Annotated in this window: 4 protein-coding genes; 1 reads left to right on the top strand and 3 read right to left on the bottom strand. The window is 54.6% G+C overall.

The features are described from left to right. Window positions 1-375 precede the first annotated feature (375 nt). The gene (locus ACIQ2T_RS11625) at window positions 376-951 is read left to right on the top strand and encodes a hypothetical protein (protein ID WP_397590960.1); all 576 of its coding nucleotides are present in this window, start codon (window positions 376-378) and stop codon (window positions 949-951) included. 134 nt (window positions 952-1,085) lie between these two features. On the opposite strand, the gene ACIQ2T_RS11620 is transcribed toward ACIQ2T_RS11625, so the two are convergent. The 3 genes from ACIQ2T_RS11620 to ACIQ2T_RS11610 all read right to left on the bottom strand — a co-directional run bounded on the left by ACIQ2T_RS11620 (window position 1,086) and on the right by ACIQ2T_RS11610 (window position 5,658). Continuing rightward, on the bottom strand, window positions 1,086-2,495 hold the full coding sequence (locus ACIQ2T_RS11620; RefSeq protein WP_397590959.1) for a PepSY-associated TM helix domain-containing protein: 1,410 nt from the start codon (window positions 2,493-2,495) through the stop codon (window positions 1,086-1,088). 4 nt (window positions 2,496-2,499) lie between these two features. Next, window positions 2,500-4,767, bottom strand: coding sequence for a TonB-dependent receptor (locus tag ACIQ2T_RS11615; RefSeq protein ID WP_397590958.1), 2,268 nt, complete (start codon window positions 4,765-4,767; stop codon window positions 2,500-2,502). A 492-nt stretch (window positions 4,768-5,259) separates the two neighbouring features. Then, the gene (locus tag ACIQ2T_RS11610) at window positions 5,260-5,658 is read right to left on the bottom strand and encodes a hypothetical protein (RefSeq protein ID WP_397590957.1); all 399 of its coding nucleotides are present in this window, start codon (window positions 5,656-5,658) and stop codon (window positions 5,260-5,262) included. Window positions 5,659-5,988: the final 330 nt, after the last annotated feature.

The raw sequence follows: 5,988 nt of genomic DNA, 5'->3' as shown, positions 1-5,988 counted from the left end.
CTGTAAAACAGCGCTTCCTGCATCACCGTTCGCTCGCCCATCATCAGCATAACTCCCAACTACAGTTACGTTGAATCAGAACATACTCCCCTCTTCAAGCGGAGTTTTTCAACAGAATAGGCCCAATTGCGGACGTTAGCCACTTGAGGAAATGAAAACCAACCTTCAAAACCATCAAAAGCCCCCTTTTGTGCCTTTTTTCGGTTAGTTTTGCATGCTGATGCCTGCCTGATCGGTGTGAACTTGCAATTTTTTACGTGTAAAATTCTACCTGCGGTAATTCAGCGCCACTGCGCCCATTTAATCTATTTATCGACAAAATCGAAAAAATATGCCATTTACGCAGGATATTTCGATTAATCTGCAAAGGTGAGCATGGGCGGTTACGGATCTGGGCGACGCACTAACCGTTGGACCACCGATGACTGCCTGCGCATCAACCTTTCCAACCTCAAGCAACTCGGCATGTTGCAGCGACACTGCATGACACGACGTGACCAAGTGTGGAGCCAATACGGCGAGACCATCGCCAACCTGACGCTCGTAACCGACGTGCACTGCCTTGAACCATTGCCGTGCTTGAGGATCACCGGATATGCGTTCGGTAAAGCGATCAACTGCGTGGTGTATCTGGAAGAGCAGCCCCTGCCATATGGTGGCGAGCGTTGGTACGGATTGTGCCCGCGTACAGGCCGCAGAAGCACCGCGCTGGTGCTGCCACCGGGTCGTGTCCAGTTCGCCTCTGTAAGCGGCTGGAACGTGGCCTACGGCTCGCAGCGAGAGTGCCCGATACACAGAGGACATCGCGCCATCGACAAGGCCCAGAAGCGGCTGCGTGGGCTGTCGAAGTACACACGCACGCCGACGCGGGCGCGGTTAGTGGACCGGCTGATCGAGCGGCAGGTGTTCGTCGACGAACAGATCGACAAGCTGGCGCAGATGTTGTTTTGAAGTCGGGGCGCGATTAACCGGAGCGGCGGCGCTGTATGCAGCGCAGCCGCTGATTGACCAGAACCTCGCAGTAGGCGGCCTAAAGGCAAATCCGCCCCGGTCGCGCGTTTGGCGAAGTTGAGATGGGTACCTGACTAAATATCTTCTGAATGGGGCTTGTCGCTCGGCATACCGAGCCATCGCGCCACGTTTGCCATTCGACGAATGATTAAGAACTCGACAAGCCACATAACCAGCAGCGATGCGGCCAGTAGGGGCAAGAAGGCGGCGAGCAAGAAGACCAGTGCCGCAACGCCCTTGAGCGTGGTTGGTGACTTCGCCACAGGCGGTGCTCCAAGCTGCCCCGGGGGCTTACGCCGTCGCCACATGACGAAGCCAGTGATCGACAGCGTTATGAGCATCAGTGCCGAGATCACGCCGATCAGTTGATTAATCCAGCCGAACAGCTGTCCTTCGTGCCAAGAGACGCCATAACCGACAACGCGATCGATAATATGATCATCGGCAAAGGTTTCGCGCGTTAACTCCTGACCCGTTTTTGCATCATATGTTATTGTGGTCCTGAGTGTGCGATCCTGACTATCCGATCGGATGGTCCAGCAATCTGCGCCCTTTTTGCCAAACCGCCCCGGTGCCCCTGGCGGTGTAACAAGGACAGGAAATGCCAGGTTTTCTTGTTTTGCTAACATCACCATTTGAGAGAGGCTTGCTGTCGCTTCTGTTACGATCTGGTTATCATTAACCTCAGGCATGGCAGGGCTTGTCCCCATCATGGCCGCATGGTCATGCTCCGCATGATCGGGAGAAACTGGGGTCTCTCCGCCAATAGTCCAGTCCTGTGCGCCTTTGACCCAGCCCATTTCCGCACGAACGGCTTTGAATGAACTTCCCCATACTTCTGCCCAAGGTAAGCCGGTCAGCAGCAGGACTAGGGCAAGACCTGACACCCAAAAGCCCGTTACGGCATGCATATCGCGCCAAGCGGTTCGCTGTCCTTGTGAAAACCTTGGCCACAAAACACCTGATATGCCTCGGCCGCGTGGCCACCAAAGGTAAAGCCCCGTTAGAACCATCACGATCGCCCAGCTTGCAGCAAGCTCAACCAGCAAACTGCCTCGTTTTCCCATGAGCAGCTGTCCGTGAATGTCTTTCACGACTTCCATAATCCGCTGATCTGGAGAGAGTGATCCAACAACTCGACCTTGTGGTGAAACAAATACATCTAGCATTTGGCGGCCTGATCCGGGCAAACCCACGTGGATCATCGCGGCATCGCCGGGCGAATTGGGAACCCGGTATGAATGGAACTTGGCGCCGGGATAGGCCGAGAGTACGGCACGGTACTGCTGTTCGGGCGTCACAGCATTCTCGGTTGCCAGTCCTTGCCAAGCCCGCTCTTCCCAGCGCTCTACCTGTGGTTTGAACAGATAGGCTGCGCCGGTCAAAGACAAGATCAAGATCATGGGCACAACGAACAAGCCGGCATAGAAATGCCAGCGCCAGATCATCCGATAGAGCGAAGCTCTTCTCGCCAGCTTATTCATGATTTTACCACTTCGCCTTCAGGTCAACAACGAACGTCCGCTGCGGCAAGGGATGTGACACATAAGACTGATCGTTGAAAAGATTATCGATCCCAGCGCCGAGTTCAATCTGTTTGCTGAGTTGCCAAGTCAGGCGGGTATCAACTGTGAAATATTCGGTCTGAAAGCCATAGGCGTCACCGCGCACAAGCCCGAACAAATCAGAATTGGGGCGTGATGCATAACGCCACCCAATGGACGCTTTGACCGGATCAGCCAAGCGATACCGAATGTTCCCGTTAGACCGCCATTCCGGAATACGGGGGAACTGAACCCCTTCAGCGGCTCGATTAGCAACGTTTTTGACCGTCTTGGCATCGATCCACGCCACGTTGGCGTCGACATCAAGACCATCGAACAGTATGTCCTTGGCCTCGACAATTAACTCGGCGCCATATTGCCGAACCTGATCGACATTTTTGTAGCTGGTGATGACAGTGCCGAACTGATTGAGGCCACTGAAGCTGAAGATCGCATCCTCGATGTTTTGGTAAAAGATGCTGAGCGTTGTTTGCACTTTTCCGGAACTATGCCGCAGGATCAGGTTTGCGTCTTCCGAGCGTTCAGCCTTCAAATTGGGGTCGAAGCTCTGCGGGTCGATGGCCTGTGAGATGTCATCAAACCGTCCCTGATATAATTCACCTACAGTTGGAAAACGCTTGGCAGTACCAAGGCTAATCTGGATCGCCAGTGCATCACTTAGCTCGCCTTGCAGGCTCAGCTTCGGGCTGAAGCTGCTGTCTGTGCGCGAAGGATAGTCATCATCTTTACGTGCACCGGTATAGACCTTCGCGATGCCGCCGTCATAAGCGCGCCATCCGTCATATCGGATACCCCCAGTTAAAACCCAACTGCTTCCAAGGTTGATGGCATCTTCAAGCCACAGTCCCCACAAACTGGTTTTCCCATAAGTCGACGTGGAATAAGTTGGTGCGGTGGCGGCTTCCCAGTTTGTCGTCGCAAAGCTATCCGTCGACGTTTCATAAAGGTTGGCATTGGCACCAAAGGCGATCTTGTGCAGGCCAAACTCACGCTCAATGGTGAGATCCCCAGTATACCAGCCGGGAGTGTTGACGAGGGAGAGCGTGCCTTGCCCCAGCGCAGCACCCGTTGCGTAGTCCCTTGAGGTGCGCGCATCCCATTCCGGGATCCAATATCGCGACAGGTTAAGAGACACATCCCACCCCGCTGCGGGACCAGCTAGCTTCAGGCCTGCCAGATATTCGGTTCGGCGTGTTTTTGACATAGTAAGGCCAGTCGCATTCCAAACCCTTCCGCCGAAGCTTACCTTGCCTTGGTAAACAGGCGCGCCTGTGCTGGCGTTTACAAGCCAGCTGCGCGGGTCGGTCAGGTCCTGCTTTGTCAACCAGATCATGCCGAGCGCATCGATCTGCCAACCGCCTGCGGTTTCGTAACCTATGCGTAGCCTTGCTTGATCTTGAGTTACATCAACTGGCGAAGCAGCGCCAAACACGGGTGTGGCGAGGCGTCGGTCTTCATACGCGCCAGTGACGGCGGTTCCGGTGCCAGTCGTTGTCGTGAGCAAGTTGTAGGTCATCGATTGGCCCGTGTTTTCAAAATGGCGGCCAGAAATCCGCACCGACCACGGGCCATCTTTTTGCTTCCAATTGACGCCGCCTTCAAAGCTGTATCCCTTGAAGGTTTCATCAAAGCCATATTCCTTGAACGGCATCATCATGGTTTGAGCTGTCGCATATGCGGAGGTTTCTTTAGGCTCCTGCGTTGTCACAGAGATGACCCCGCCCATTGAATTACCACCATAGCGCGCCGAATATGGACCGTAGACGATATCAAACTGGCGCACCTCGGCAGGGCCGACAACATTCCATTTCGGCGGAAAGTCCCATCGGTTGCCCAAGAAGTTGGAAACAACAAAACCATCGACCATTACGATAGTTCGCGCACTCTGGATGGTGTTGGCTCCGCGCAGCGCGACCACCGCATTGTCATCCCCTGCAAAACGCTTGCGGACGAAGAAATTCGGCGCGTATTTCATAAGGTCTTCGACATTTAGCGCGTTGACCGCATCGAACTCCTCCTGTCCGAGCGAGACAGATAGTCCACGCGGCACGACTGTGATCGGTGCATCATTTTGACCAACGACAAGAATAATATCATTAGCTTTGTCGTCGCCAGCCGCGGTCGCAGCCTCTTCTGCAAATGCAGATGTTGATGTTAGCGCTGCAACCAACGCGATCATGGATGTCTTCATGGTATTATGACCTTCAATTAGAATTTAGTTTGGCTGCGATTGCAGCGCGTGTTGAATTTGCGGCGCGATTACACGCCGTTGGGTTGAACCTATTTACAAGCCGTTGGGTAAGCGCTCCTGGCATGACCATGGGCGGCATAAATGCCGGAATGCCAGTCACCCTTCATCGAGCTACCCCAGCTGCGTTTTTGGCAGAGATGCAGCATAATCTTAGCCCACCTTGACCAGAAGGAAACCGGGGTCTCCGAAAAGCAGATCATGTGCAACGCCAGCCGCATAGTGGATAAGCAAGAAAGCAACTATCAACCGCCAGGCCAATCGTCGAACGGAACGCAGTTGCTCGATTTTGGGCGATATCGCCCTCGTGTGTGTAGACATGATGAAACCTGTTCACTTAAGCCTGATCATCCGAAACGGGTGTCAGGCGCGCGCGCAGGCACAGCCTGAGCGCAGGTAGCAGCGAACGAGGTGTAATTTGTCCGCTGCGCGAGCTTAGCTCAGCGCAGGCGGGCCTTGGGAGGGCGGCGGCGGTGCCGCAAGGCGGCTGATTGTCAGATCGGCAATGGCCGTTCCGACGAAGATGGTCAGGCCGTAAACAAAAGGCAAAATGGTCGTCAGCTCGGCGTTAGCCAGTAAGCTATGGCCAAGGCCTGTTGCGAAGGCACAAGGGCTTTCAGCGGCGTGTTGCGGCTTCTCGCTTGGTAGCTTTTTGCCGATGTCGATCGTAATCGTCTCGACGCCCATGCCTGTGCAGAGTTGGACGACCAAGCCTTGCGAACCAACCACTGGCATAAAGCCAGTGGGGATCAGTACACGCAGGGAGAGTGCAAGCAGAACGGCAATCGCAAAAAGCGACTTCCCACCCTTCGTATCTCGGACCCATGCGTTCATGGGCGGACGCGTTAGTAGAAAAATGTGAGGTTGTCATCCCGCTTTGCAAAAAGGTTCAGCACATCAATGCCAATACGCAGTTTTGTGCTGTTCCCAATACCGCGATACTGACCAGCGTGGTCGTATCAGGCCGCTACGAGCTGCCTTCGATCGGCGGAGCGTCGGTAATGTATCGCGGAGGGGGGCGCTTGCTGAAGTTCCGTTTTGCGGGTTTATCGATCCGAAAGCTGTCTGTCCGCTCCCGGCCCTATTCTGTTGAAAAACTCGCCTGTAGTGACGATTGTTAGGCGGTCTGGAATGCAGGCGCGCGGGCTTACATTCCGGATCAGG

Source organism: Sphingorhabdus sp. (assembly GCF_044357595.1).
GTDB lineage: Bacteria > Pseudomonadota > Alphaproteobacteria > Sphingomonadales > Sphingomonadaceae > Sphingorhabdus_B.
This window is presented reverse-complemented; position numbering and strand designations above follow the sequence as displayed.